The sequence below is a fragment of the Nostoc sp. KVJ3 genome, from assembly GCF_026127265.1.
Classification (GTDB): Bacteria; Cyanobacteriota; Cyanobacteriia; order Cyanobacteriales; family Nostocaceae; genus Nostoc.
This window is the reverse complement of sequence record NZ_WWFG01000012.1, coordinates 46,471-71,642: the sequence shown is the minus strand read 5'-3', so window position 1 is coordinate 71,642 and position 25,172 is coordinate 46,471. Positions and strand designations below refer to the sequence as shown.

The following is a 25,172-nucleotide window of genomic DNA, read 5'->3' as shown; positions in this document are numbered from 1 at the left end:
ATGTGGGCCGAACGTCAGATTTTCATCACCAGGGAAAAGGGCAGCGATTCAGGGGTGCATCCCTTGAGAGACGATGAAATAACTTTGCTCAAAGAACTCAGAGAGATGTTGCCCGATAGCAAATATATTTCGTTTCCGAGCGTGGTGAGGTGATGTCCACTGATGCGGTGCGAAAGCTGCTTGGGCGACTGGCGGCACAGGCTGGGCTTGATATCAAAGTTCACTGTCACATGATGCGCCATGCTTGCGGTTACTATCTGGTGAATCAAGGTTATAACACTAGAGAGATTCAAGATTTTTTGGGACACCGCGATATCAAACACACTGAAAAATATACAAAGTTAAATGCTCGACGCTTCCTGAATTTTGATTGGGTGATTTGTAACGATCTTTGCGTCGAGCGACCCCAAGACATTGCAGGGCTATTAGCGATCCCATAAGCATTCTATCCATCAACATTTTTTGCCATTCCAAGTACCAATTAACCTGTATGCGCTCATTTGACCCCAGAAACTAGGAACCCTGAGAGATGTTTCTTGGCTCATTTCACCCTCAGTCAGTCATTGGGAAAATAAACGACAGATTGTAGTATAAACTGCTGATTTAACTCAGAATAAGTATAAAATCAAATGGATAAAAGATTACAAACATCCCAGGTTTTTATAGATACAGAAGTATTTATTAATGCAAATTCAATTTTCATCAGGACGTTTATCAAAACTGTATACGTTTAACGTGAATGGGAAGATTACACTCATTTAACAGACATTACTATCCGCGAAATAAAAGCCAACTTAAAAAAAACAAATCGAAGAAGTTACAGAATCAGTCAATAAATTTAAGATTAAAGCTAAAATTCTCAGAGGAGTACCATCTTTTGAACCCATTTTTAATTATGATAGAGATTTAGTGCTGAAACATTACGAAGCAGAGTTAAGAGATTTTACAGAATCAAAACAACTTTCTCTATTTTCAGAAATTAATTATATTGTTAACATAATCCCTACTAAGAATGTAGCCGTAGAAATAATTTTTGATAAATATTTTAATCAACAACCACCATTCGGAGAAGCGCGAAGAAAAAATCTGAGTTTCCAGATGCGTTTACAATCTCAGCATTGGAGAAATGGTGTTGTGATAATAATAAAAATATGTACGTTATTAGCAATGACAGCGATATGAAAGCAGCTTGCGATGCAAGTAATTATCTAATTTCAATTGCGACTTTAGATGAATTATTTGACTTGATTAATGCCGAAGATAAGTACATATCTTCAATTGCACACCAATGGTTTACAGAATATAGAGAAGAAATAAAAAATGAGATAACTGAAGTTTGAAGAACTAGAGCTATTTGATTTAGTAGATGTAGATGGTGAGATTGAAAAGATTACTGTAAAAATATTAATCTCCTCCAGGAGAATTTAGTAGAAATTCAAGATGAGATTTTACATTTTACAGTTATAGCAGAAATTTCCTTTCTGCTGATGTAAGTTATCCTGATCCAGATATGACTGCTTATGATAAAGAAGATGATAAATATTATATATTTGACTATACCGAAGAAGTTTCAAACTAACAAAAAAAATCTCAGTAGAGATTGAGATGTCTTTCAGCAGAGATGAACCTCACGAACCAGAAATAGTATCTGTTAATCTTGAAACTGAAGATGGAATAAAAATTAAAGTACATGATGGATACTTGTATTATAATAAATAGCTAAACATAAATAATGGCAGTAATATATGATGGGGTCATGAATTTAAGGGTTAGTTTTTTCATCCGGTTTATACTGAGAACGGTGTTTTGCAATCAAGATACTAGCTACACGCCAATTTTTTTAGTGCTTTGTGAATTAAAACTTTGGTTACTTGAATAAATATTTATAGTGTATCTCATTAATTTTTATGTTGGAAAAACCAAACTGACTGGAAAAAATATGAAGAATATACGAGAGCGATTCTTAATGATGAAAGAGTTAAAAAATATTTAGAAGAACACTTTAACTTGCTTGATATCAAAATTCAATCAAAGAGAAATTCTCTGGAAAATCTGGGACAGAGTGGGAGGTAGATGCTTATGGATATGATGAAAATGATCTGATATTAATAGAATGCAAGCATTACAAAAATGAAACTAGAGTAGACCAAATATTATAGCTGCATTTGCTTACATTATTAAAGATGTAAGAGCCAAATTTGGAATTATTGTAACCACATCTGGACTGCAATCTGGAGCTAAGAAAGTAGCAGATGCTGAAAATATACGGTTAATAGAAGTTCATCAAAACTCAACAGATGAAAACTTTTTTGTTCGTTTTCCTGAACATCATCAGTCAGTTGCTGCATTTACTGACAAAAGGAGGACTAGGTTTTGCTTCTTTAATATCTCAAACAACGACCTATCCACTGCAAGAAGCACAACAAAAGTTGATACAGTCAAGTCGGAGTCAAGGGATAAACAGAACTGACTTTTCTGATGAAGAAATACTAGAAGAGGCTAAAAAATAATGGCAGAAGGGTAAAAGTTTCTACAAGCGATTGATCGTCTGTTAGTCGGGATTTAATAGTATGACGACATCTCTTTCAAAGGAGCTACAGTAAAGCATTCAACCCCAGATTAACCCCCAAGCGCGATCACCAACTCAAATCGTATCTGAATAATAATGATAATCAAACCGAAAGGAGGGATACGAGCGACGCTCATATCCCTCCTTTCATCCCCTAAACCATAATCATTATTAGTAAAAAAACTCGAATATTAAAAGTGAAGCATAAACTGAAATACTCATTTATGAAGCAGATCATGAGTTAAAATCTCATTTTTTAGTTCAAATCACATTTACCCACATTAGTAGGCATTTGAAAATTCACACAATTAAATGCTGTGCAGATACCCATTCTTTATTAAAAAAAACTATATCGGCCGTATCAGATTCCAAATGTGAATTCATTGACTGATAAATTATTTAGTGATGGGCCTACAATTAGACTCTGCCCTCCACTCAAAAGCATAAAGCGTCGTTGATGTCCTGTATATGAATTATGACGAATTTCAAGACCACTACAACCTAATTCATTTTGCCAACTTTTGATATATGAAGGTGTCAGACGTGCTGTTCCTCCACTAGAAGATTGCAGCATTTTTGTCGATGTTAATAAACGAATATTTGTTGAGATTTTATACCTAAAGTTGCCATATTCAGAACTGTCTCTAAACCTTTATTATCAAGGTATGCGTCAAATATTGCTTCAATATTTGAACTACCAAAGAGCAACTAGCTTGGCAAGATTTGAAGCGGTTTTTCTTCATCAAGTCTTACAGTAGTTGGTACTGAAGACCATTCAATTCTTGTACCACTAGGACTTGCTACAGAGGCAGTTGATACAGCCTGTCTTATAGCACTATCTAATTCGCCTAAATTCTCAGGAAAAGCCCAAATTGCCAGAGATTGATCAATATCTAAACCTGTAGAAATGCGCCATTTACTCTGTTTTAGCTCAATGAAAAGCTTTAGGTTATCTAAAAAGGCGAATAATAAACTGATTCTCTTGGTTTCCCTGGTATATTTCCCATCCTTTTTCCAAATATGGGATTAAGTACGCAATAATATCGTCTTATTCAAGCAAGCAGCAGGATATTGAGGAAAAGGAGTATTCGACATTATTTTACAAGATTAAATAAGTCTGTAATTTCGTATTATAAGTAAATATATATTTAAGCCTACTTCTACGGTAAACTTATCACGACATCCCTGTGAAGAAGAAAGCAACCAAAAAATTAAGCGATCACTTCAGGAGCGGGAAATGAGATTATCACGACATCGACCAAAAAGCGCCGACTGTGAGCATTCAGTCCCAGATTAACCTTTAGCGATCGCTCTGACGGCTGATGCTGGTAGATACAGTTGCTAATTTCCAGTAGCAAGGTGTATGCTGTTACACAAACTGTCTGCCAGTCAGACCGCCGACCATGACCAAACTAGACCGGTACCAGTCGCCCAGCTTCCTGATAAATACGGGATTGTTAAATCTGTTATCTACGATCGCATCAATCGGTTAGGCATCAAGCCAACCAAAATCGGTAATAAGTCTTATGTAAGTGGAGAGCAGTTAGAGCTGCTTGACCAGCTAGATGCCCACATGAAAGCGGGTGGCAGCATGGCGGACTTTGCCGACCAATACGCAAGTCATGGAGGCGGTCAGTCAGAGAATTTTGATTCTGGCATAGAGTCTGCCAGTCAGTCTGACAGTCAGTTAACAGTCGCCGGACTAACCGCCAGTCAGTTCGGCCAACTTTCGCAAGTGATTGAAGGGTTAGTGACACGGCTAATTCCTGCGATCGTCCGCCAGCTACCGGGACTGGCAAATGATCCAGTTGCTCATTTTGAGGGCATTGGAAGAAGCTTATAAAAATGGTTGGCTACTCAGCACTCGTGAACTGGCGACTTTACTAAAATTGTCTTCTTCTACAGTTTGTAGGTACGGTTCAAAGTTTGAAGACGCTGGTTTTGTGTTTACCAGAGCAGGACAAAGGAAGGGTGGAGAAGTGGCTGGTCAATTGGAAAACAGAGAAAATCTAAATAACCTTGGAGTTACGTTTCTCTAACCCAAATGAAGAGAAATAGACGTTGACGTAATTGAGAAATGACATAGAGAAAACAATGTCCTCGTATATTTGATGAGGATTTGAGAAATGCCATCGCGTAAAAATACCCTATCTCTCATCTAGTTATGCTGCTCAGTTCCTTGGTGGGACAGTAATTTTAAGATTACTTGGTGACATTAGGCATTAGGCTATTATTTAGGTTTCATAAACTGGAACCATTATCTGTTTCAAGGCTTTGTTACAATGCCTCTTAAGTTACACAACTTTGAGTGGGAGGGAGAGCGTTTAGTCCAGAGAGAAACTGAACCTCATCATATTGCTGGCGTATTAGCTTCAATTCGATTGACGCTAGAAAACTCAGATTGCGATTGGGAAGATATTTACTCAGCTTATTATGAGTGCGAAGAAGATGGAACGATTACTTTTTATGAGGGTGAAAGTGCTGAAGCAGGTAATCCAGGAATATGGACTTATGTAGTTTATAGCTGTCCTGTTGGCCAAGAAGAGGTAGTAAAAAAATCCAGATATCAACACTTTAGCTCCGGCGCAAGAACTGCGACAGCTTATATATAAGTTTATTTTTCAAGAATTAGCAGAGTATAGGCAACAGCTTGGTCTGACTCCAGCAGGTAGTGAGGATGATCGCGCTACAATCGCAAAGTTAGAGCTGGGTGATAGCGTATTTTTTGGGATTAGTGCTGGCAGTAATCCGCAAATTACACTTAAAGTAAATCCAATTAGTCGCACACATGCTGAAGCTGATGCCTTCCAACAAGCGTTTGATGCAGGATTAAGAGGAGGTCGAGCGCGTTTAACAGTTGATCGGGATCTTTGCAGAGCATGTGGTCAGAACGGAGGTGTGAAAGGAATGGCTAAAACAGCTTGGTTTAGAAGAAATAGAAGTTATTAGCCCTAGCGGTCGTCAGACGATTACACTGAAGTGAGGTTAATTATGTTCATAACAAAATTTTCAGTTGAAGATTGGATTGGAATCAAAACAGGGTTGTGTAGAGCAAGCCGATAGTTGGCAAGAAATAGAATCAGCTATTAGAGAGTTGGACGGGCATCAAAAACACTTGTAACCCTAGAAACAGATAGGGAAACTCACATGGCTGTGGTGGTGGTAAAGGCAAATATGTAGTGTATTTGACATTTGATAATGAGAGTTTTCATTATCTTGTTGACCCAGCTAAATCAGATATAGAGGAATTCGTGATAGTTGGAGGGCAAGAAGGTGTTTATCCTGCCAAGTCCTGCGTTGACTTGAATACAACCCTTAAAGCTGCCAAAGCTTTCGCGGTGCTTGGGACAATGGAAGAATCAGTTATTTGGGAAAAAGATGAAGTTGTTGAGCGAGTATAAGAAATAGTCAGCGCATCTTATATCAGGCAGGCAAGTTTTGTTCAGAGTATATGCTCTACTCTGTACCATTTAAACCCAAATTACACGATTGTCGGCTCAACGCCATATCAATACATAGCCAGCAATTACACGTAATGGCTCTAACGTGGAATACAATCGCTCCCTACTTAAACCTGATAGTCCAGCAGTCTGATTGCAAATCAGCTGGGAGTTCTGCGGGAAACTCATCACTCAGTTGCTAGTTCGTAAACAATCTTGGTCAAGGAAGCACCAGGGTCAAAACTGACTATCAGATTTGACATTGACTGTGGTTGTGATTATCCATAAAAGCTGCTTTTAACTTAAATGCAAAATTGGTTGTGAACATCACTCTACTGACCATTTTGTTGAAGGCAAATTTTATCCAGTTGGTTATTCTTTTTTCGCTGCTGTTAATTAAGTCGTTACTTTTCTGCTAAGAAATTCGATTTAGAAAAGTGTGCCATAACAGATCCATGCCAGATCCACAAAACGAGCCGTTGCAGATCCATTACAGTGACAATATTGATCCAAACAGATCCATTTGTCTGACATACGTATTGTAAGTATAATTTTTACTTTCAACAATGATTAACTATTGACAAAGATTATGCCATGAGAGATCCAATACAAATCCATCAGCGATCCATTACATATTCATCTAACAGTTGATTGAGTAGCCCAAAAAAACCTTTGGTGAGTAGCAAGCTATGTTGCTGTCCGGACATTTTTTCTCTTGAAAAAAACCCCCCCAGGTGCGGCAACAAAACTTGCCCTCCTTTCACGGTTCCCCTACCTAAGTAGGTCAACCACCGTGACAGAGGGAAGATGATACGAAAATCATCAAAACTAGAGTGCCGATTCAGTAATGGAATAGTTATACGTATTGAGGAAGTTCCAATACATACTCGCATTGCAATGATGTTATTTTCGTGCAGGCGGACATCGGGATGACCCTGCGATTGCACTCTACACAAAGCTTGGGGTACGCGAAGATGTGCTTCATTTCGATATTGCTGTCCCGGTCGGCGATGAAGATGCCTAACAACCGGAATGCACCGGAACTTTGGAGTATAGTAGCAGTATTGGTCTGAGTCCGGCGATCGCGAACGTTAGCCAGCAGGTATTGAGCGCATCTCAATTAAGCAAAAAGCAGGAGGGTTTGAAACTGTAAGTTAAATTATTAACAAATCTACCAAAAACTTACTGATTGTCCATATCTCTAATCAATGGCATTTATAAGGTATTTACAAGGATTTCTCTTTAAAGGCAAATATAAGGAATATGAATGGCATTTCAATGGCATACCAATGGCAGATATAAGGATTTACTGCTGCCTCAAATTGAATTTTTGAAAAATTTGGTGATTCTGCCAAAAATAAGGTTTCGCAATGGCAGATGCAAGGTATTTATAAGGTAAACCAACGGTAAATCTAAGGATGTGTACCCCAAAAGCCTCATAAGCGACCCTGATTTATACCGCAAAAATTCCTGACCAAAACTCTCGCACAGTACGCAAAAAAGTTTTGACAGATTTTTTGAGTCAAAATCGAGAAAGAAAAAAACAGACATCAAAAATTACTACTAAAAGACTACATTAGCACTACAAAAACAGCTTTTAAAGAGTCAAATCATCTTCTGGTTGGTGATGCTGTTGAAATAACTGCTTTTGATAATCAAGAAGCTGCTGATTCCAATCTTTGGCTTTGGGCTTTAGCCTTTTGGACTGTGGCAGTAGTTCCAATACAGCCCGTGCAGCTGCATCCCCAGCATTATCCGTCAAAAGCCACGCTGACATGAGGAATGTTCTGCAATCGCTCCACAGGCAAGCTGTTGGGGTTATCTACTGCCAGAAAGAGAGTTCTAGTCTTTGGCGCACCTTGAACCTGATACTCCAGCATGGCAAAGGATATGGCATCAATGGGCGACTTCAAAAGCACCAATTTCTCGACTGCATCAGTAGGCTGTCCACCAAGTGGAAGTGAAACCAACCCTCACGCCGCTTAGTCCCTTTCTCATAACCCTTGAAACTGTTGTTTTTCTCCCCCGAAGTTTAGAGCGGTGGAAGCCGCCGCTCCGACTTCTCCCCGTGTACCGCGCAGAATGCACCGCTTGGTTGTCCGTCTAGATTCCGCATCACAAACACAGCGTTTTGTTGGTCATCAGCATAAACCAGTCCAGTGCTGTGTAGAAGTTCCACAAAATCTTGGGGTAAGCCACGTTTCTGGTAAGGTAATGTTCTACTCCTGGCCAATTGGCTTTATCCTCAACTCTTAGCTGGAATTGGGGACGTGGCTCTGACTGGATAATCTCAGCTGTCATCTTAAGGGCGTGAGATATCGCCGCCCGTTCTGCCCCAGCTTCACCGAAACGCTCATGCAACCATGCGATCGCTTGCCGGAAATTGCACCCATTAACGTGCATTTACCAAGTCAATCGCACCGCCACCGCCTTTCTGCTGTTGGGGTGAGAAATCGTAAAACTTCGATCCATCTATATTAATGATGTGTCCGTGACCCCTCCACCTTTCATGATCATGATTTAGCCCAACTCCCAGGCGACATCCTCCAAGGGCAAGTCCGCGCATTTGTTGAGTCTGAGCCTCTAACGATCGCACCCGCTTCTCTAGTTGCTGTCGTTCCTTTCGCTAGCCTCGCCCGTTGCTCTGCCCTCTCCAATCGCTCTGCCATGAACGAACGGTCAGCCAGTTGGTGATTAATTGCTTGGAACTGGTCATCTGACTGAATCCTGGCTACATAACTACTAGCTGATTCAAATGGCCTGGCGCTAATTGGTTATTTGTAATGACTGCGGTGAGTGGTTCACTGTTAACCGCTTGGTAATATTCCTTTACTTTAGTGTGGGTTGCTTTGCTGCCCTTTACCCCACGTTCAATGCCCAAAGGAGCGAGTGCAGCAGCATAACTATCTTGGAGTTTGGATAACTTAATTCTTCCCTGTCCACCTCTGCCGCCAAACATCGCATCATGACTAAGCCGACCAGTTTTCTCGTTCACTGGCACGATGTAGGCGTGGATATGTGGGGTACTTCATCTAGGGGAGTTCTGCCCTGACGCACTTTGATCCATAGTTTGAGCCAGCCAGTCACGAGATGCGAATCGCCATTGCTGCATTTCTCATCAGACCACTGCCCAGACAGAGATGGATTTAAGGGGCGGAAATATTCTGGCGATGCCGAGAGAAACATCTCGGTGCATAACACCGCATCCTTTCGGGGTAGATGCTTGAGGGTGGAGATTTTCTCTTTAACTATCTCCTCTAAAGAGCGTGAGTCTTCTCCCCCAATCAACCGGACATTCTTTCTAGTTGGATCTGCATTGGGTGTTTCTCTATTCCTTAACACATGGTCATCACTGCCAGCGACATTGCCAAATGTTTTTAGTTTCTCAATTCTGAGAATGGTCAGGGGCGACATAGAGGATTTATACTACTTTTGCAGCACTTTGTACTACTCACCAACCCGTAGGGCGAACGGCGGTTTCGTGTCATGAGCGCAGCGAGAGATGGCGTAAGCCACCCGCAGGGCATGAAACCATAGTGAGTATATGGTATACATTATACCCAGCCCGAAATCCACTTTTGGGTAGAATCCACCAGGAGCATTTCACCCAAATTACCCTCAAATTACCCCAATTAGACCCAATTGGCTGTCCTTTGACTGTCGTTGGTTTTTTCGTGCCTACCCGAAAACGACTGTCGTTTGACTATCCTTTCACTATCAATTGTGTATCGTTGGGTAATCTTGGGGATAAATGGGGGTATTTTGCCACATGGAAGTTTTTGTATCAAAGTACACTATGTCCAGAGTGTGACAACTGAGACTTGTCACTTTTGTCACTCATTAGACTACAAGAATCAAGCTGACGGGTTGAAGAGAGTGAACTGTACAGTCACTTTTGTCGTGATTGTGTAGTTCTTCAGTAGTATTTGTTGATGGCTCTTACTTCTGCTTCTGCTTTTCAATTTTGACTCTCAACAAACTTTCCGCCAAATATGGCGTACTGTGCGTCAGAAAAAAGATGGATTACAGAGCTTAAAAGCTTTTAAGCGAATTTCCCAAGAATTACCAATTATTGGGAGCAAATGGGAGACTTCTAACAAGTCTTGGAAACTGTTCGATTTATTGGGAATTTTTGAGCTAATGAGAATTTTGTAACTGGATGATTTTTAAGGGGTAAAAAGGTAAGAAAAAATTGGAGAATTGGGAGATATTGTCTAGATATTGGGAGATGTTGAATGTAGTTGGTGAGGCGGGGAAAAATGGATGTTTTTTCGAGGTTTTATCTCAGATGCACGAATTGAGTCAAATTAAGAAGCTAGTGCCAAAATTGTAATATTTATTGATAAATGTGGAGATGATCACGGTTTGGGCGGTTCATATTGAGACTAGTTATCAGTTGTTTATGCAAAAAAAGGGTCAAAAACAGGGAAAATTTTTTTTGTGGATTTTGTTTTTTAATGTTGAGTCTTAATTCTGTTTCAAGGGGAATGCTCAACGTTCACAATGAAGTGAACAACTACGATAGCCAAGCGATCGCGCACCTTGTGGTCAACCTAATCCAAGATAAAATCAGGAACGAAAAAATGAAATTCATGATGAGCCAGGGGTAAGGTATGGAAGTCAAAAGCGAAGTGACAATAAAATTTAGCGGCTCACTGCCAACAGCCACACCTCTTCCGAACAAGAAAGTTGCAATCGAGTTGACTGATCAGAACGGCATAGTCTTCACTGCTCAAGTTAATGCAAAAAGTTGGCGGAAGCTGAAACTAGCGCCTCAGAATTTGCAGACTGGGCTGGGGCCGTTTCTGGCAAGCTTGGTCAACGAACAGAGAACGGGTTTGAGATCGTTGACGCAGGAATCCAAACTTTTTGAAAAGAAGGCGAAGGAAGTCAAACCAGATGTAGCGGCGGCTGAAGCTGGCGCTTCTTCATAGATGTAGCGACCTGCAATTATAAATCCCTAAACCTGCAATCAAGGGATTTTCAAACCAGGATTAAATGCAACTATAATTTCTTTTGAACCAGAATTAATTGCAACTGAACCAGGATTAAATACAACCAACCTGCAATCATCCGTTTCGACCAGGATTATTTGCAAATAGACTCAACGCTTTGCCAGAACTGAGTCTTCAGTATTGACAGAGGTTTGTTAAAAAACTCATTTGAAAATTTGATAGATTAACTTTGAATTCTTTACCGAGTTTTTTTAACTAGAAAACATACGTTTACCGTTCTCTAAGGCTTATCGGTACGGCAGTAAAGAAAACGTTCGTTTCTTTTACTTTTATAGTTGCAGATAATCCTGGCTCAAACCAATGATTGCAGGCTCAGTTGCAAATAATCCTGGCTCAGTTGCATTTAATCCTGGCTGAAGCGCAATTATAGTTGCATTTAATCCTGGTTGTAAATGTCTTGATTGCAGGTTTGAGCGATTAGTATTGCAGGTCGCTACACATAGACAGTGTAAATAGCTATGTTATTGAAAAGTTGTTGTGAAGCGATTTTGAAGAGTCAGCGATCACCGAAGACATTCACCGACAGTTCATTCTAAGATGGGCATATATACAGAAATCCTTATAGTGAACTCTCATTATTCAATTGTGTCTTTTAGGCACATCAACCACATCAATCGCCCCCATATTCTGGGGGTATTTTTATGGCGGTAGTGGATCTTGCAGTGCCATTGGGCTGTGTTAACGTCTGGTACATTCTAAAGTTTTCCGGTGGGGTTAGCGAAGAACTTCAAAGTGGTGAATATCAATCAAAGCCAGATGACAGAGCAAGTATAAAACTATGTGCATGGTTACAGCGCAATTCATTAAGCTCTTTACTACAAACCTGATTTCAGTAGAGGAAACAGTTAATCCCACCAAGCATATAACTGTTGAGAATTAATCTCTAATTCATCGCAACCCCACACAAATTTTACAAATTCACCTGCAAAGTCTAAGTCTTTCACCCCTTTAACTGTAATTGCATCAATCACCAAATTCGGCCGTCTGTATCATTGATGACTACACCATCAAAAAATTGCTGTCGCTTCTATACTTTTACAACGTTGCCCAAATTCAATAAATGAACCAACGGATGGAGCAGCATTAAAACTTGCATTTAGTGTAGTGTAGCCTGATTGAATAACTTGCTCCAATGATTCTAAAGATAGTCCCTGAAATTTGATTGCGTTGGAGTATATTCTGTAATTGAGTTCCCTAAAATTTCTTCAAGACGTTGAACCATATATTTATATCCATATTAAATAAATTTTCAGTATAAGCATATTCCTTAGTCTAGTAAATGCAGATGGTAACGAACTAGAGGAATACAACGTAAGTTTACCGGCGTTAGCTAAGACCAGAGATATTTACAAAGACTTCAATGGTAAACCTATTATTTTAAGGATTAATTATGGGTAAAGATTTCATTAATCTAAGTGATTTACTTAATCATCATAATTAATTTTAAAGCAAATCAAACAGCATCCCGACTACAAAAAGGTAAAATATTCACCAGATTTTACAGTTGCAGACGCGATTGCAGCTTTAGAAGAACTACGAACAGAGATACAATAATGAAACCAGGGTACATTTATTTAATTCATAGTGTAGGCACATATAGATACAAAATAGGGCTAACTGTAGCACCACGGACACCAGAGGAAAGATTAAAAGAACTGAATAGCCGTCAAAGTCCCTACCCGTTGAAACTCATTCATTATGTGTTTGTTACTGACGTTTACAAAGTAGAGAAGAGATTCATCAAGCTTGTAAGTCATTTAATGTTTATAGGGAGTGGTTTGAATTTACAAAGAACGCATATTTGCAACAAGTTATTCAGTTAATGGAGCGTAGTAATGTAGCGCCAATACCAAATAATTATCAGGATTACGGTCAACATCATCAAAAACTAAATGTTTCTTTGCCTATAATTCCTAGAGATATTGAACGTGCAAGTCAAGAGAGAGAGGAAATCCCAAAATATTTAATATCTAGACGATATGAACCTCACAATCGGTTGAGACAAGGCATAGTCGGGGAGAAAAACAAGAAGAAGAAAATTAAGAAAAGGGAACCCACTGTTTAGGTAAAGTTTTCAATAATAATTTTTTATTTTTAGTAGCAATAGTCATTTGTATTATTTTATTTTTATATGTTGTGAGTAGATTGATTTAAAAGTGCGTGAATGGGATGATACAGCAAGGGTTTGAAGCCCTTAAATTTCAGAAACTTCAATTGATACAGTTTTATCCCTAAGTTAAATTTTCGTTTCAACTCTTAGTAGCGGTTACGTCCACCGCCACTGTATCCTCCCCGGTTCCCACCAGATGAACCTCTGTCTTCTCTGGGTTTAGCTTTATTCACTTTCAGGTCACGACCCATCCACTCAGCACCATCAAGACCCTCAATGGCAGCTGCTTCTTCTGCATCTGTTCCCATTTCTACAAATCCGAAACCGCGTAGTTGTCCTGTTTCGCGGTCAGTAGGTAGTTGAACACGCTTTACAGTCCCATATTCTGCAAAAATACCCTTAATATCATCTTCCTTAACTTCGTAAGAGAGGTTGCCTACATAAATTGACATTGATTATCTCCAAAAATATTAGTGTGTAGAGATTTAAATTTTGGAGAAAAGTCTGTAGATACCAAAAGGGGAAAGCCTGTCAATACTAACAACAAAAATACTCACTCCTTTAACTCTCGTTTTCTAGGATGACATAGAAGCCAATTCTCTGCATCCAGTAAAAGGTTAATTAACCAGTGATGTAAGACTAGGTGCGATTGCCTCAGTTGGCTACTCATCCATCTGGGTACCCAGATTTTTGACTTTTTCTAACGCCTCTACTACACCAACTTCATCAGCTAGTCGGATAAATGCACTGGCTAATTCTTCTAACAAGTCGCTCCTATCCACATATTCCCCTCGTCTGCCAAGTCCATCAGCACTCGATTGATCTGCCTGCTCAATTTTTTCGGAATGCGAAAAGTGGTTTGGGTATAGTCGGGATTCTCACGCTTGGCTAATTTATCTTTATCCTTTAAGTGTTTAGATGACCGGGTTACTGGCTGTTGAGGTTGTTGGGTGGTTGAATTCTCAGGTAACTGGGTTTTTAGTTGTTCAGATAGCTGATTTTCTGGGTATCCAGGTGTTTGGGCAGTTGCGTTATCAGATGTTTGACTTTCACCTGTTCAGGTAACTGGCTTAATGATTCTTCGGTTGCTTGAGTATCTAGCTGTTCAGATAGCTGATTTTCTGGGTATCCAGGTAGTTGGGTTGTCAAATTTTCAGGTGGTTGATTTTTCACCTCATTAAGTGGCTGGCTTAATGATTCTTCGGTTGGTTGAGTATCTAGCTGTTCAGATAGCTGATTTTCTGGGTATCCAGGTAGTTGGGTATTTTCTTGGGCTGCCCCTAAGACCTCACTAAATCGGCTCACCCTTTTATTGCTTGAATCACTTCGTTTTTTATTTCCGTCCAATCCCGCCATGCTACTTTGCCCCCTCGAACCTTATAAACAGGAACTCCACTAGTCACCGCATCCTTATAAGCTTTGTAAAATCGAATCCCACGACTCAAAACAGGATAACCTTGTGTTAAGAGTGCTTCCATTGCTTCCTGTCCATCTCTTTGAGGCGGCGGCGGAATCATTGTAAGTAGGACTTTCCAGTTTGTATCTTGGGGCAAGGATTTTGCCATGAGTGCCATCGCATCCATGCTCAACAGGTCTGGTGGAGTTGGAACGATAAGTAGATCACAGCCCCTTGCTAAATCCTCCACTTCCACATCATTAGGGCGGGCAGGAGTGTCAAAAATTATAAATTCAAACTTCTGCTTACGCATCAACTTTGCTGCTTCCTTTTCTCCGCAGACCTGAAATGGTAGTCCCCCAGGTCTTGCCCAAGTGGTTGCTGAACGGTTCGGATCGGCATCAATAACTAAAGTTGCCCCATCATCACAAAACAGTGAGGCGAGGCAGATAGCTGAAGTTGTTTTCGACACTCCGCCCTTAAATGAGCTAAGAGAGATGATTGGCATAATCTCCCCTTATAAAAGATGGAAAAATCATATCGCACTTACACACATAAAATGTGGATGTATGAATATTTGGGTATCCAGGTATTTATGCAGCCTAAAATGAGAATCTGCGACTCAAGTAGAGTGTTGATGCATTGTTCAGCTTATTTTTCGGAAATGACAACCTGACTTACGGTGTCTCCCCAATGGAAGGCGTTTCTTCATCGGCAACGACCAAATCCACGCCACACCTCGTAGCCGCCTCCGCTAACCTTTGATCAATCGTTGCTAAAGGCAATCCCAACCGCAACGCTAATTCTAAATAAGCTGCGTCATAAGCGGCTAAACCTTCCTGTCTCCCCAGCGTCAAGGTTGCACCCAAAGCATTTGCATCAGTAGCCGTATCAACCTGAATCAATAGCGACTGTAACAAAGCAATAGCTTCCTCAGATTGTTTCTGAGTCATACGATTACGCCGTTCAGCTACCAGTAAAACATTAGCAATCTCCAGTGACCAAATCCCCGGTACAAATGCTTCAGCATCCGGCATCATTGCTAGTATCGCATTTGCAGTAGGGTTATTTTCATCCACCAAACACCAGCTAATTGCTACAGAACAATCCAAAACAAACTGCATTAAAATCTTCGCCCCTCTTCAATCATGGAGCGGATTGACGTTTTATCTAACGCTACTTCTCGCCGCAGTTGTTCCATTCTGGCAATTGCATTACTTATCGATTTTTTCGTTGTGGGCTTTCCCCAAGCGTTATATTGTGCTTGGGCTTCTGAAGATGTTGCAACTTCTGCATCAGCTAACGGCTGTATAACCACCACTACCTCAACATTTATATCTTTTAAATCAGTGGGTGTCTGGATTTGCAATATACCATCTGTCCCAATATGCGATCGCAACTTCATTGTTTCCATATCGGCATTCCAGAACTCATACTTAACAATTTTGGCAAGTACCTTAATTATGCTGCTACTTCCCTTACAAGAGATAGAAGCATAACGTTGCTACCTGGGTACACACCTAATTTGGCTGTATGAATGTCTGGGTATCCAGATATTCATATTAACTAGATACTGGCCACACTTCCATTGCCGGCCTATCCATTGCTACTGTAACGCTTTATGCGCTTTGCTCGTGTTCCATCGGAGCTAGTTCAATTATTGTCCGCTGATTGAGAGCGCGATCGCGTTTTGTGAAAACATTTTTGGTATAAATAAATTTAAGTATTATAATTAATACATGAAAACCCTAAGCTATACTGCAAAAAATACTAGAAGTTACTCAGAGTGGAACGAAATAATTGCCCAGCATTTTTTCAATCCAGAAATGTCTGGGCGTAATGTTTATCTTTACGTCACAGAGGATTTAATTAATTCATTAGGCATCTCTAAAGGGGTTACTTGCCAAGACTTTATCCAAACAGTAAAAAATGTAATTGGTCTAAGTAGTATCTGTCAACAAGCCTTGAGGAGTATGCAAAACCCGGTATGGCGATACCAACGTCAAGGTTATCCTCCATACATAGGCTATTTAGCTTTATTTGTTTTGGCAGCAGGTACTGAAGGTGATTTTTCTTCCAAAGCCTACTATCCCCGCTTGCGGGAATTACTGGGAGAAAAACCGACCTCTGGAAAATATCCAGATTTTGACGAGATGCAAAAACTTTGGAGAGATTTAGAGAAATGGGCAAATGTCGATAAATCGGATAAATTGGGCATTTTTAACGCCAACATTACTGGCAGATTAGTTCACGTTGGTATACCCATCGCCCAAACACTTTTGACTGAAAAGGAACTTAAGGCACTACCCATTATTTTTGCAGAGGCAGGCTTAGAAACAATTTCCCTTCCTTCCGAAAGACACATAACATCTTTGTTAGTAAGATACGGGCGTAGCTATCTGCGAACACGAACGCTGCAATTGCTAGAAGAAACTAGCGAAGGTAATGAATTACGTCAGGCACTGATTGAAAGAATTGTAGATGAGTTATGTAACTGGGATGGAACCACAGAATTACAATCTGAGGGGAGAACGCAGATTTACGGGGTCTTAAGACTGTGTTGCAAACTCGACTTGACTGCTAAACGTGCCAGCTTCACCTTACGTTGTACGACAAAGCATGATTTTCCTGAAGATGGTCTGATTTTAAATTTTAATAACGATTTTTATTCCTGTGACGAACATGGTAATGGTTGGTCTTCACCCATATTAAACGGTAGAAATATTGATGCTTCCATGCTAGATTGGCGTTACGCTTTCCAGATGGAATCTCCTGATAATAAATGGCGTTTTAAGTTTCCAAATTCCCATATACGAATATTTGTTGAAGGCAGAAGTCTGAGTTTACCAGGAATTGTAGAAGTAGGGAGACTTCCTAAAGGTTCGCCATTTTTTTTAGCAGTTCATCAAGAGTGCCGTACTTTGCTAGAAAGATGGGGAACATCCAGTTGTGAAGGTTTTGAGAGGTTGCATATTGTTAAAGGATTACCAAATGGATGGTACTTATTTAAAGTGACTGCTGCCCATAGTGATGAAATAGTAAAAAGCGAATATCCTATATTATCATTTTCCACTAGCATCAGACTGAGTTTAGAAGGTGGTTTACGCCTTGGAAACGGAAATTGGTTCTTTAGGTTTGCACCACCAAAATTAGTTTTACAATGCAGTGATGGAACAGCAAAATTATATTGTAATGGCAGACTGCTAGAAGATACATCTGGACAAAGTATTTATGAACTACCTCCAGATATTCCAGTAGATACAAATATTAAAATTGAAGCCCGTAATGGTGACAATGTTATTAAACGTTTATCTTTATTATTAGTAGAGGATTTCTCTTTAGTTTCAAGTATAAAAACGTCATATATTGACAGATTTGGTTTGGTTACGACCACTAAAGATGAACATTCTCCAGAAGTGAGGGGAGCATTAGTAAAGGGAGTTGATTGTCCTACTTTTAACTTCAATACTCTCCTACCAATCCAAGGCAAGCAGCGCGTTGTTTTTCTGGGCAAAGAACCGGGACAAGTTGCAATTTATCCAGAAGAATCAATACTTATTGATTGGTATCCAGTTTGGGCTATTGCTAAAGGAAGCCTTTTTGATAGAGCTATGTTTTGTGGCACCAGTTTAAAAGAATCAGAGCTAAAACTATCACCTTGTAAGGATAGAAAAAAACTGGATTCATGGAAAAAAATATTATTAGATAACCACAAGCGAACTTTGCCTCCTCTCAGCGATATTCGTCTTAAAAATTTATGGGTAGAATTCCAAAAAGGGGCAAAACGTGTATAGGAATAGCGATGAACTACTCTATGTAATTTCTGCCAATAAGGAAATGTCTTGGTTATCGTTTAAACAGGCATTTAATTATCTTCATAGTCTTAGTAAAACTGCTATTAGTGATGAGGGAGATGATATGAAAAATAAAATATTATCAACCGTTCGTGCCCTCAATTCACTCGGTCACTGTGAATTTGATTTCACTGATAATAATAGAAGAAGAGTGTATGTCGCACCACCTGTATTAATAAGATTACCTAGTGGTGGGTTTCCCCAAGCTATTTTAGCAGGAGTTAGAACACCGAATACTATAGATAAGTTAAGGAATGCTTGTCAATCTGTTGGACAACACATAAATATTGATGTGGCCGAACAAAGGAGTGAATTAATATTAGTACCTAAGCGGATAGTAGTACAAACTGAGGATATATCAGAATTACATAAAATTGCTGCTCAATTAGCCATAAATTTTATAGAAACACCATCTTCTTGGTCACTTTTGCATTTTGCCGCCTCCCTTGAAGATTCCTTAATTAATTATCAATGGTCTAATGAGCCAGAACTTAACTGGAAAAGTAAAACATTTGACGAAAATATTTTACGCTTTATCCTCTCTCCCACATCAATCGAAGATGATTCGGGAAAGAGGAAGCCGGATATCCGCCTCAGCCAATATCAACACCCCTATCGGAATACCAAGATATATTATCTTTGGCAAGAAGAAAGATGTACCCAAGTTGAACGTGACTGGGGACGATATGCTGTTCTTAAATCTGCTAAGATTCAAGTTCTTATTTACGACCAACGTCGATTTATTATGGCAGTTCCAGTTGGTGCTAAACTGCCACAACTCCTAGAAAGAGCTTTAACTTTATGCTCAGGATATGCGCCTATTTTTATAGAAAAGTTACCATTACAACAACGCACCATCAACTCCTTTTTATCTAAAGAAAAGGAAGTAGTCACCAATTTGAATGTTACAGGTTTCAATTTATTTCGAGATGTTCCCCCTCAAATAGCAGAAATGACTGCGGCTAAGTTAGATCAAACCATGTTAATTAAGTTTTTAGATATCAATTTTGAGGTAAACGATGATTGATCCAATTGGTGCTTTTGATAAAATCCGCGATAACTTAATTCTCTATATTAAGACTGCTTTCAGTACCCAGTTTCCGGAAATTGAGAAGGAACGGGAAAGGCATCTGCTTAACCCTGGAGTATTTTACCAAGAACCTTGGATTGAGCCACTGCCCAGTTATCAATTATCTGGCAAGACAATCAATAATCTAGAGGTTTCAGATGTTCCTGGTTTTAATGAAGCTTCTCTTGCAGACTTCAAAAGTTTAGCCGCTTGTGGACTTGTTGGTGATTATCCATTATATAGCCACCAAGTTGCAATGCTCCGTCAGGCATTATTAGGTGAAAATGTAGTAGTAACCGCTGGTACAGGTTCAGGTAAAACGGAATCTTTTTTGTTGCCACTTTTTGCTTACCTAGCCCAAGAATCACAAACCTGGAAAGCACCGGTAACTGAGCCAAATTACCTCAATGATTGGTGGAAAAATGAGGACTGGCAAAATAAATGTAACCCGATGGTAGAGAAAAGACGCAGTTTTAAGCGTTCTTATCGCGTACCTCAAAGAAACCATGAAACCAGGGATGCTGCTGTGAGGGCGCTAATTTTATATCCGATGAATGCACTAGTTGAAGACCAGCTTACCAGACTGCGCCGTGCTTTAGATTCTGAACAGGCACGAGATTGGTTTAAAAGTCGTAGGAATGGTAATCGAATCTATTTTGGTAGATATAACGGTGTGACACCAGTGCCAGGACAAGAGTATAAACAGAATGGGAAACCTAACGGGAAGAAAATAGAAGAACTTGTCAAACAAATGAGGAATATGCAGGAATCTGCTGATGCAGCTATTCAGCATACTATTAAACCTGATGAAGAAGATGTAAGATTCTTCTTTCCTCGTTTAGATGGGGCAGAAATGCGCTGTCGTTGGGATATGCAAGATGCCCCACCAGATATTTTAATTACTAATTATTCTATGCTCAGTATTATGCTGATGCGGGATATCGATAAAAATATTTTTGAGAAAACACGGGAATGGTTAAAGAAAGATGGTAGTATTTTTCACTTAATTGTTGATGAATTGCACCTTTATCGTGGTACTGCTGGTACAGAAGTTGCATACTTAATTCGATTATTGCTTGAAAGATTGGGACTTTATCCTGGTCATCCTCAACTAAGAATTCTTGCTTCTAGCGCATCTCTGGAACCAAATGATCCACAAAGCCGAGAATTCCTGTCTCAATTCTTTGGTAAAGAATGGCATTCTGAGCAGATTATCCCTGGCCATCTTCAGCAAGTCGTGGCAGTTGAAAGTCAAGATTTTTTACCTAGTGAACCGTTTATCGCTTTAGCAAGAACACCAGAGGTAAAAAATCTATATGAAAATGAAACCTGCCGTCAAATATTGGAATCAGAAAGTGCTGCTGTTGCTGCTAAAATGATCAATGCTTGTACAGATGCTGAAAAAATTCGTCGTGCAGTATCTTTAAATAAATTTTCTCAGATACTTTTTGGTGATAATTTAACAGATGAAAACCGCAAATTGGCAGCAAGAGGACTACTCATAGCTCGGAGTTTATGTGATAATAAGTCTCTACCTTCTTTCAGATTACACTGGTTTTTTAGAAATATTAATGGTCTTTGGGCTTGCACAAAGCCTAACTACGATTGTCATGGGGATGAAAGCAGTGAAAATCGACCAGTTGGCAAACTATTTGCCGAAAATCCCCCAATAGTTCATCAAAATTATCGAGTGTTGGAATTGCTTTACTGCGAACAATGCGGTACTGTATTTTATGGTGGAAATCGCCTAGTTTTAGACAATAATGAAGGCTTGGAGTGGGAGCTTCTACCTACAGAGCCAGATATTGAAGGAATTCCTGACCGTCAAGCTGGGAGTTTGTTGGAGCGCCGAACTTACCGCGAATATGCCATCTTTTGGCCTTTAAGAAATATTCATGAAGATGTCCCAAAAGAAAAGGGCTGGAATCAACCAAAAAGACAAGGTAGCGGTACAGAAAAAGCTCTGTGGGACAAAGCCTCTTTAGATACTTGTAGTGGTCGCGTTACTCTCGGAGACCCAGATATACCCAGTCAACAGTGGGTTAAAGGTTATATCTTTCACTTGCGAGATACAAAATCTGAAGATCAAGAATTTATGCGAGCGCAACCCTCTATTTGTCCTTGCTGCGCTACAGATTACAGCAAGAGAAAGACGAGGCAATCTTCAATTAGAGGGTTTCGTACTGGTTTTTCTCGATTAAGTCAACTGCTCTCTAAAGAGATATTTTATCAGTTACCAGATGACCCAAAATCACGCAAGCTAGTAGTATTTTCTGATAGTCGTGAAAATGCAGCCTCTATATCTAATGGTATTGAACGTACACATTATTATGACATTGTACGTGGGGCTATATATGATGAACTTAAACAATTGGCTATTGGTCAACTATACCTACTACAAGATATTCAACAACATAGTCAACCATGCCGCACGGAAGCAATGGAATTTTCTCGGCAAAATCCTGGTTTTATTGAAAAGTTTCAAAAAGCGGTAAAAAATGCTACTAAACCTTTGCCAGAAAGTCTTGACGATGATGATTTAGAACTATATAAAAATCGGCGAAATCAAGCTCAAAATTTGATTAATCAAATTGAAGAAACAGGCACTACACGCATTATTCCCCTCAAAGTTTTGTTTGAAGGTGAAAATGAAGCTCCCGGTGTGTTAATCAAGAGATTAGCGGAATTAGGCATCAATCCTGCTGGTAATGATAGAGATGATCAAAAATATTACTATGACGCGGAAGAGCATCATTGGACAAGATTTTTTGACTTTGAATCTCTATCCTTAAAATGGCAGTCTGACTTATCTAATGCAGCTAAGGATAAGCGAAACTTTCTTGTTTCTAAGGTAATATCTGAGGTTTCTGATGCATTTTTTAGTCGTTTATTTTATAATCTTGAAAGTGCTGGATTGGGCTATATTTGCCTAAATTTACCACAAGATCGGTTAGAGGAATTAGCAACACAATGTAATACCTCAGCCGCAATATTTAGAGAAATATGCAATGGATGCTTGCGTGTAATTGGTGATTTGTACCGTTATCCTAAGTATCGTCCAGATGACTGGAATAGCTGGAATGATGCTAAAGCTAGATTGAAAAAATATATTAATAAATGTGTAACACACAATAAGCTTCTAGAGAAAAAACTATTTCAGGCATTGTGGTCAGCTATTTGTGAAGATGGTAAACACGACCATCTAAAAATTAGTCCCCTGCATTTATGGGTACGGGTAGCAGTTGCTAATGACCCCGTGTGGCAATGTGAATCATGTGGTCGTTCTCACTTATACTATGCGGGGGGAATCTGTACTAATTGCCTTGGAGAGTTACCCACATTACCTAATAAAAACTGCACAGATTTATATGAGCGCAATTATTACGCAACAGAGGCAGTTAATAAACGTCAACCCTTGCGGTTACATTGTGAAGAATTGACTGGACAAACTGACGATCAAGCTGAAAGACAGCGACATTTTCGCAATATTGTGGTCAACATAGGCGAACAAGAAAGAGATTTTATTCCAGTTGTAGATATTATCGATATCTTGAGTGTGACTACCACAATGGAGGTAGGAATTGACATTGGTAGCTTAATGGCTGTGGTCATGGCAAATATGCCACCAATGCGCTTTAATTATCAACAGAGGGCTGGTCGGGCTGGTCGTCGGGGTCAAGCTTTTGCAATTGTGCTGACTCTTTGTCGAGGTAATAGTCACGATGAATTTTATTATCAGCATCCTGAAAAAATCACGGGTGATCCTCCACCTGTTCCCTTTCTCTCTATGTCGCAAGTTGAAATTGTTCAGCGTCTTTTAGCAAAAGAATGTTTACGACGTGCATTTATTGCTGCTGATGTCAGGTGGTGGGATAGTCCAACACCACCAGATAGTCATGGGGAATTCGGCAAAGTTGAGGACTGGCGTGATAATGAATCTCGTCGTGAGAAAGTTCGCAATTGGTTAGAGACTTCAGATGAAGTAACTGAGGTAGTAAGTGCTTTGCTAATTGGTGTAAAAAATATCGATGCGAATACTTTTGAAATCTATGCACGCCAGCATTTATTTAATAAGATTAACGATTGTGCTAATAATCTAGAATTAGCTGGAAAAGGATTAGCAGAAATCCTGGCTGAGGGTGGTATTTTGCCGATGTATGGGATGCCTTCAAGAGTGCGGGATTTGTACCACCATAATCCATTGAAAAACAGTAATTTTGCTACCATAAACCGTGATTTAGACTTGGCTATTACAGAATTCGCTCCGGGTGCCGAAAAAACCAAGGATAAACGTATTTACACTTCTATTGGTTTCACTGCACCATTACTTCCAGACAGTAAAAATGGCTTGGTTCCTGCTGATAATGATCCACTTTCTCAGAGGAAATGGATGTTGAGATGTCAGCGTTGTCAACATACAGAAACCTCTATTAAGAAGTTTGAAAAATTAATCTGTCCAAAATGTGAAGCAACGAAAGAGCAAGGATTTCGAGTTTTCCCTTGGGCTGTGCCTTTAGCTTTTCGTACAAGCCTCAATCCTGGGGCTGATGCTAAGGATGAATATGAGGTATTAGTCACAGGTGCAGCTAGTGTAGCTGAGTCACAACCTCAAGATTTTGACGTAGTTGATGGTACAAATACAACCAAAGCATTTTCTGCGTCTGGTCGTGTTTTCCGTGTTAATGATAATAACGGGCAATTGTTCAAGGGGGCAGTGGGTAAAGCTTCTTTTGGGCGGGGTGACAAACTGTTAGAATTTCAGTGGATTAATGAGCGATTCCAGAATAAACCTGATGGGGTAAAGTTTAAAGAGCCGGGTGAAACGGAAGAACTGGCTATTGTTGCACCCAAAATAACTGGCGTTCTTCGTATCCAACCTACTAGCGTACCAGATGGATTATGCCTCGACCCAATTGCAGCAGGTTCTGCAATTAAAGCAGCTTTTTACTCTGCGGCTTTTATTATTCGTGCCGTAGCATCTCAGCAATTAGACATCGATCCAGAGGAATTAGATATAAGTGGTTTACGGCAGGTTGAACTAGAGGGAACTGGTGAAAAGGTAGGTGAAATTGTGATTAGCGATCGCCTAGCCAATGGTTCTGGTTTTACAGACTGGCTTTCTCAACATTGGCAAGAAATTATCATAGAAAAAATTCTAAATATTCAAAATGCTTTTGCTGATGCTATGATGTCAGCGAAACATCGTCATGAATGCGATTCTTCTTGTTATAACTGTTTGCAAAATTACCGAAATAAAAATTATCATGGTTTGCTCGATTGGCGATTGGGTCTATCTTTACTTAGGGCATTAGGTGATAAGAATTTTCGTTGCGGCTTGCACGGTGACTTTTCCGATCCAGACTTAGAAAACTGGCTACAAACAGCAAGTATACTTCGAGATGCTTTTTGTGCATCTTTTAGCAATTGTTCTCCAGAAGATATGGGAGGACTGCCTGGTTTTACAGTGGGTGATATAACTGTTATTATTGTTCATCCGTTGTGGAACCTCAATAACCGCATTGGTTTACTAACTGATGCTGTTGCCAAGGTAGCGCCAGACAATCAAATTCGCTACATTAATACCTTTAATCTTTTGCGCCGTCCTAGCTGGTGTTATCAGTCGCTGAGTTCGCCACAGGCATAATCAAATCAGTACCTTTTGCTTTTTCTGGGGCAGTAGTTGATGGTTGCGTACAATTTCTCCATTTACTAGTTCATA

At 39.7% G+C, this 25,172-nt stretch carries 31 protein-coding genes and 2 pseudogenes; 18 read left to right on the top strand and 15 right to left on the bottom strand.

Translation table 11 applies throughout. From position 1 onward, the window contains the following. Window positions 1-152 precede the first annotated feature (152 nt). The 5 genes and pseudogenes from GTQ43_RS39510 to GTQ43_RS39495 all read left to right on the top strand — a co-directional run bounded on the left by GTQ43_RS39510 (window position 153) and on the right by GTQ43_RS39495 (window position 2,510). Entirely contained in the window at window positions 153-440 is a 288-nt protein-coding gene (locus GTQ43_RS39510) for a tyrosine-type recombinase/integrase (protein WP_321162567.1), read from the top strand. 469 nt (window positions 441-909) lie between these two features. Further along, a complete protein-coding gene (locus tag GTQ43_RS39505; RefSeq protein WP_265278082.1) occupies window positions 910-1,182 on the top strand; it encodes a hypothetical protein in 273 nt (90 codons plus the stop codon). After that, a complete protein-coding gene (locus GTQ43_RS39500) occupies window positions 1,179-1,340 on the top strand; it encodes a hypothetical protein (protein WP_265278081.1) in 162 nt (53 codons plus the stop codon). The genes GTQ43_RS39505 and GTQ43_RS39500 overlap by 4 nt, the downstream gene beginning before the upstream one ends. A gap of 812 nt (window positions 1,341-2,152) precedes the next feature. Next, a pseudogene (locus GTQ43_RS42020) lies at window positions 2,153-2,266 on the top strand (hypothetical protein); the annotation flags it as partial. Window positions 2,267-2,297: 31 nt separating this feature from the next. Further along, entirely contained in the window at window positions 2,298-2,510 is a 213-nt protein-coding gene (locus tag GTQ43_RS39495) for a hypothetical protein (protein ID WP_265278080.1), read from the top strand. Between the two features lie 420 nt (window positions 2,511-2,930). Here GTQ43_RS39495 and GTQ43_RS39490 read toward each other — a convergent pair whose 3' ends face one another. Both GTQ43_RS39490 and GTQ43_RS39485 read right to left on the bottom strand, forming a co-directional pair. Beyond that, on the bottom strand, window positions 2,931-3,143 hold the full coding sequence (locus GTQ43_RS39490) for a hypothetical protein (protein WP_265278079.1): 213 nt from the start codon (window positions 3,141-3,143) through the stop codon (window positions 2,931-2,933). 637 nt (window positions 3,144-3,780) lie between these two features. After that, on the bottom strand, window positions 3,781-3,927 hold the full coding sequence (locus GTQ43_RS39485) for a hypothetical protein (protein ID WP_265278030.1): 147 nt from the start codon (window positions 3,925-3,927) through the stop codon (window positions 3,781-3,783). 5 nt (window positions 3,928-3,932) lie between these two features. Here GTQ43_RS39485 and GTQ43_RS39480 point away from each other — a divergent pair, with 5 nt between their 5' ends. The 6 genes and pseudogenes from GTQ43_RS39480 to GTQ43_RS39455 form a co-directional block, all read left to right on the top strand. After that, on the top strand, window positions 3,933-4,412 hold the full coding sequence (locus tag GTQ43_RS39480) for a hypothetical protein (RefSeq protein ID WP_265278078.1): 480 nt from the start codon (window positions 3,933-3,935) through the stop codon (window positions 4,410-4,412). Further along, window positions 4,369-4,608 carry a hypothetical protein gene (locus tag GTQ43_RS39475; protein WP_265278076.1) on the top strand — a complete coding sequence of 80 codons (240 nt, stop codon included), beginning with the start codon at window positions 4,369-4,371 and terminating at the stop codon, window positions 4,606-4,608. The genes GTQ43_RS39480 and GTQ43_RS39475 overlap by 44 nt, the downstream gene beginning before the upstream one ends. Before the next feature lie 243 nt (window positions 4,609-4,851). After that, window positions 4,852-5,181, top strand: coding sequence for a hypothetical protein (locus GTQ43_RS39470; RefSeq protein WP_265278075.1), 330 nt, complete (start codon window positions 4,852-4,854; stop codon window positions 5,179-5,181). Next, window positions 5,135-5,518 carry a deaminase gene (locus GTQ43_RS39465; protein ID WP_321162568.1) on the top strand — a complete coding sequence of 128 codons (384 nt, stop codon included), beginning with the start codon at window positions 5,135-5,137 and terminating at the stop codon, window positions 5,516-5,518. The genes GTQ43_RS39470 and GTQ43_RS39465 overlap by 47 nt, the downstream gene beginning before the upstream one ends. A gap of 230 nt (window positions 5,519-5,748) precedes the next feature. Further along, complete coding sequence (locus tag GTQ43_RS39460; protein WP_265278074.1) at window positions 5,749-5,970, top strand: Imm1 family immunity protein; 222 nt, start codon at window positions 5,749-5,751, stop codon at window positions 5,968-5,970. A gap of 941 nt (window positions 5,971-6,911) precedes the next feature. Further along, window positions 6,912-7,033 (top strand): annotated as a pseudogene (locus tag GTQ43_RS39455) (AAC(3)-I family aminoglycoside 3-N-acetyltransferase); the annotation flags it as partial. 573 nt (window positions 7,034-7,606) lie between these two features. Here the strand turns inward: GTQ43_RS39455 and GTQ43_RS39450 are convergent. The 7 genes from GTQ43_RS39450 to GTQ43_RS39420 all read right to left on the bottom strand — a co-directional run bounded on the left by GTQ43_RS39450 (window position 7,607) and on the right by GTQ43_RS39420 (window position 9,423). Then, on the bottom strand, window positions 7,607-7,786 hold the full coding sequence (locus tag GTQ43_RS39450; RefSeq protein WP_265278073.1) for a toprim domain-containing protein: 180 nt from the start codon (window positions 7,784-7,786) through the stop codon (window positions 7,607-7,609). Continuing rightward, the gene (locus GTQ43_RS39445; protein WP_265278072.1) at window positions 7,761-7,979 is read right to left on the bottom strand and encodes a hypothetical protein; all 219 of its coding nucleotides are present in this window, start codon (window positions 7,977-7,979) and stop codon (window positions 7,761-7,763) included. The genes GTQ43_RS39450 and GTQ43_RS39445 overlap by 26 nt, the downstream gene beginning before the upstream one ends. Window positions 7,980-8,041: 62 nt before the next feature. Beyond that, window positions 8,042-8,188 carry a DUF3991 domain-containing protein gene (locus tag GTQ43_RS39440; RefSeq protein ID WP_265278084.1) on the bottom strand — a complete coding sequence of 49 codons (147 nt, stop codon included), beginning with the start codon at window positions 8,186-8,188 and terminating at the stop codon, window positions 8,042-8,044. Next, the gene (locus GTQ43_RS39435; protein ID WP_265278087.1) at window positions 8,125-8,412 is read right to left on the bottom strand and encodes a hypothetical protein; all 288 of its coding nucleotides are present in this window, start codon (window positions 8,410-8,412) and stop codon (window positions 8,125-8,127) included. The genes GTQ43_RS39440 and GTQ43_RS39435 overlap by 64 nt, the downstream gene beginning before the upstream one ends. Then, window positions 8,402-8,605, bottom strand: a complete 204-nt coding sequence (locus GTQ43_RS39430) for a hypothetical protein (RefSeq protein WP_265278071.1) — start codon at window positions 8,603-8,605, stop codon at window positions 8,402-8,404. Before GTQ43_RS39430 ends, GTQ43_RS39435 begins: the two co-directional genes overlap by 11 nt. Before the next feature lie 135 nt (window positions 8,606-8,740). Then, entirely contained in the window at window positions 8,741-9,004 is a 264-nt protein-coding gene (locus GTQ43_RS39425; RefSeq protein WP_265278070.1) for a plasmid recombination protein, read from the bottom strand. Next, entirely contained in the window at window positions 9,001-9,423 is a 423-nt protein-coding gene (locus GTQ43_RS39420; RefSeq protein WP_265278069.1) for a plasmid recombination protein, read from the bottom strand. The genes GTQ43_RS39425 and GTQ43_RS39420 overlap by 4 nt, the downstream gene beginning before the upstream one ends. Window positions 9,424-10,622: 1,199 nt before the next feature. Here GTQ43_RS39420 and GTQ43_RS39415 point away from each other — a divergent pair. Beyond that, on the top strand, window positions 10,623-10,943 hold the full coding sequence (locus GTQ43_RS39415) for a hypothetical protein (RefSeq protein ID WP_265278068.1): 321 nt from the start codon (window positions 10,623-10,625) through the stop codon (window positions 10,941-10,943). A gap of 722 nt (window positions 10,944-11,665) precedes the next feature. Next, entirely contained in the window at window positions 11,666-11,851 is a 186-nt protein-coding gene (locus GTQ43_RS39410; RefSeq protein ID WP_265278023.1) for a hypothetical protein, read from the top strand. An 18-nt stretch (window positions 11,852-11,869) separates the two neighbouring features. On the opposite strand, the gene GTQ43_RS39405 is transcribed toward GTQ43_RS39410, so the two are convergent. Then, window positions 11,870-11,995, bottom strand: a complete 126-nt coding sequence (locus tag GTQ43_RS39405; RefSeq protein WP_265278067.1) for a hypothetical protein — start codon at window positions 11,993-11,995, stop codon at window positions 11,870-11,872. Between the two features lie 582 nt (window positions 11,996-12,577). Between GTQ43_RS39405 and GTQ43_RS39400 the strand changes: the two genes are divergently transcribed. Next, the gene (locus GTQ43_RS39400; RefSeq protein WP_265278066.1) at window positions 12,578-12,847 is read left to right on the top strand and encodes a GIY-YIG nuclease family protein; all 270 of its coding nucleotides are present in this window, start codon (window positions 12,578-12,580) and stop codon (window positions 12,845-12,847) included. Next, a complete protein-coding gene (locus GTQ43_RS39395; protein ID WP_265278086.1) occupies window positions 12,826-13,089 on the top strand; it encodes a hypothetical protein in 264 nt (87 codons plus the stop codon). Before GTQ43_RS39400 ends, GTQ43_RS39395 begins: the two co-directional genes overlap by 22 nt. Before the next feature lie 191 nt (window positions 13,090-13,280). Here the strand turns inward: GTQ43_RS39395 and GTQ43_RS39390 are convergent, their stop codons facing one another. The 5 genes from GTQ43_RS39390 to GTQ43_RS39370 form a co-directional block, all read right to left on the bottom strand. Then, window positions 13,281-13,586, bottom strand: coding sequence for an RNA recognition motif domain-containing protein (locus GTQ43_RS39390; protein WP_265278065.1), 306 nt, complete (start codon window positions 13,584-13,586; stop codon window positions 13,281-13,283). A gap of 526 nt (window positions 13,587-14,112) precedes the next feature. Then, window positions 14,113-14,439 (bottom strand): hypothetical protein, encoded by a 327-nt coding sequence (locus GTQ43_RS39385; protein WP_265278064.1) that lies wholly within the window; start codon window positions 14,437-14,439, stop codon window positions 14,113-14,115. Then, entirely contained in the window at window positions 14,436-15,038 is a 603-nt protein-coding gene (locus GTQ43_RS39380) for a ParA family protein (protein ID WP_229498241.1), read from the bottom strand. The genes GTQ43_RS39385 and GTQ43_RS39380 overlap by 4 nt, the downstream gene beginning before the upstream one ends. Before the next feature lie 169 nt (window positions 15,039-15,207). Then, entirely contained in the window at window positions 15,208-15,654 is a 447-nt protein-coding gene (locus GTQ43_RS39375; RefSeq protein WP_265278063.1) for a type II toxin-antitoxin system VapC family toxin, read from the bottom strand. Further along, on the bottom strand, window positions 15,654-15,944 hold the full coding sequence (locus GTQ43_RS39370; protein ID WP_196523065.1) for a hypothetical protein: 291 nt from the start codon (window positions 15,942-15,944) through the stop codon (window positions 15,654-15,656). The genes GTQ43_RS39375 and GTQ43_RS39370 overlap by 1 nt, the downstream gene beginning before the upstream one ends. 325 nt (window positions 15,945-16,269) lie before the next feature. On the opposite strand from GTQ43_RS39370, the gene GTQ43_RS39365 reads away from it, so the two are divergent. From GTQ43_RS39365 to GTQ43_RS39355, 3 genes are read left to right on the top strand one after another with little or no spacing between them, the layout of a single operon-like run. After that, window positions 16,270-18,324: a hypothetical protein gene (locus GTQ43_RS39365; protein WP_265278062.1), complete on the top strand. Its 2,055-nt coding sequence runs from the start codon at window positions 16,270-16,272 to the stop codon at window positions 18,322-18,324. Between the two features lie 43 nt (window positions 18,325-18,367). Further along, the gene (locus GTQ43_RS39360; RefSeq protein ID WP_265278061.1) at window positions 18,368-19,411 is read left to right on the top strand and encodes a hypothetical protein; all 1,044 of its coding nucleotides are present in this window, start codon (window positions 18,368-18,370) and stop codon (window positions 19,409-19,411) included. After that, on the top strand, window positions 19,404-25,097 hold the full coding sequence (locus tag GTQ43_RS39355; RefSeq protein WP_265278060.1) for a DEAD/DEAH box helicase: 5,694 nt from the start codon (window positions 19,404-19,406) through the stop codon (window positions 25,095-25,097). The genes GTQ43_RS39360 and GTQ43_RS39355 overlap by 8 nt, the downstream gene beginning before the upstream one ends. The last annotated feature ends 75 nt before the right edge of the window (window positions 25,098-25,172 follow it).